Origin of the sequence: Pseudanabaena sp. 'Roaring Creek' (assembly GCF_001402795.1) — a bacterium.
Lineage (GTDB): Bacteria > Cyanobacteriota > Cyanobacteriia > Pseudanabaenales > Pseudanabaenaceae > Pseudanabaena.
Map to the genome: position 1 here is coordinate 1 of NZ_LIRE01000054.1, position 1819 is coordinate 1819.

2 protein-coding genes are annotated in these 1819 nt (G+C 39.4%); both read left to right on the plus strand.

Translation table 11 applies throughout. The features are described 5' to 3' along the window. Positions 1–524 precede the first annotated feature (524 nt). Positions 525–1025, plus strand: coding sequence for a DUF29 domain-containing protein (locus AC805_RS01750; protein WP_055073823.1), 501 nt, complete (start codon positions 525–527; stop codon positions 1023–1025). 74 nt (positions 1026–1099) lie between these two features. Then, positions 1100–1663: a Uma2 family endonuclease gene (locus AC805_RS01755; RefSeq protein ID WP_055073824.1), complete on the plus strand. Its 564-nt coding sequence runs from the start codon at positions 1100–1102 to the stop codon at positions 1661–1663. The last annotated feature ends 156 nt before the right edge of the window (positions 1664–1819 follow it).

The window sequence follows — 1819 nt, forward strand, 5'->3', positions numbered from 1 at the left end:
TATAGCTATAGCCAAATAAGTTAAGACATAAAACCCAGAAGAGTGTTGCGGCGCTTCGCGCCGCAACACTCTTCTGGGTTTTGTTTTTGTCCTAATATAATTGGCTACTGCTATAGAAATATCAAAAGAAGATTGGTGGCAATTTGCCGCCAATCTTTTTTTTGTGGATGTATTGCCATACAGCGCTTTGCGCTCAAATCCAAACCAAGAAAAACTTTAAAGCGTTGCGAAGCAACGCTTTTAAAGTTTTTCTTGTGGTTCGTTTGATCGATAATTACTGTAACTCCTGCTGAAAGTATTCAGATATGGGAAACATTGATTGGATGACAAAGTTTGCTTCAGTATCAATAACTTGCGATCGCCATTAAGCGCCATTAAGCGCCATTAATTGATTAGCGCTTATGGCGATCGCCTATCAGGACATCGATAAGGCGATCGCTTTTATGTGAGCGGCGTTGAGGACTGTCTTATCCCTTTATGTTACTCTCAAGATTAATGGCGAATAAAACTTTGAGGAAAAGCTGATGACACAGGCTTACTTAGAGACAAAGGATATCCACGAACTAGTGATCGCTAATAATTCCCTTGATTCACTTACGGCACTCTATGAATGTGACTTTAATCTTTGGGTTGAGGCAACAGCTCAGCTATTGCGTGAGGGCAGATTAGCAGACCTAGATGTGGCGAATTTAATCGAAGAAGTGGAATCGATGGGAAATAGTGATAAACACGCTTTAAGTAGTGATTTAGTCGTGGTTTTACTACATTTGCTTAAATGGCAATATCAACCAAATAAACGAACAAGGAGTTGCGAAAAAAGTATCGCTGAACATCGTCGTCGGATTCGGAAGATTTTCGAGAGTAGTCCTAGTTTAAGGAATTATTTTCAGCAAATTTTTGATGAATGTTATCTTGATGCTAGAAAACAAGCAAAAATTGAAACAAGATTACTTTTAGAGCATTTTCCTGTAAATTCACCATTTACATCTCAGCAAGTGCTTGATGAAGATTTTTTGCCTGAATAGAATAATCGCCACAAATGTTTGGAGCGCGATGGCAAAATCTAAAGCCTTTGTGTAGCAATTAGGTAGCAAAAATTATGCGATCGCCGATTCATATTTTCTCAGTTGCGGAATATTTAGAAGCAGAGAGTAAGAGTGAAGTTCGCCATGAGTATTTAGGCGGTCAGGTGTTTGCGATGGCTGGGGGGAGTAAGGAGCACAACATCATTACTTTAAATATTGCTAGTCGTTTACGTTCTCTGTTGCGGGGTAACGTTTGCGATGTTTTTATGTCGGATATGAAGGTCAAGTTAAAGGCGGCTAATCAAAATAAGACAATATTCTATTATCCCGATGTGCTGATTACTTGCAATTCCGAAGATCGGGATAAATATTTTGTGAATTATCCTTGTGTTATTTTTGAGGTTTTGTCACCCAGTACGGAGGCAAGCGATCGCCGTGAAAAGCTGGTTAATTATCAAACGATTGGTAGCTTGCAGGAATATGTTTTAGTTTCTCAAAATGAAATTAAATTAGAAGTTTATCGGCAAGATTTGCAAGGGGATTGGACAATGGAAATTTTGGGCAGTGAGGATACCTTAGTCTTAAATTCGATCAATCTATCGCTAACGATGGCAGATATTTATGAGGACATTTTTTAGATCGCCTATCAGCATATCTAAATGCGATCGCTTTCGATATATAGCTGCCGCCAAGTGTATTAGGACATAAACCCCAAGAATTGACTGGCGGCGCTTCGCGCCGCCAGTCAATTCTTGGGGTTTGATTTGTCCTCATTCAAGTGACTGTAGCTATAA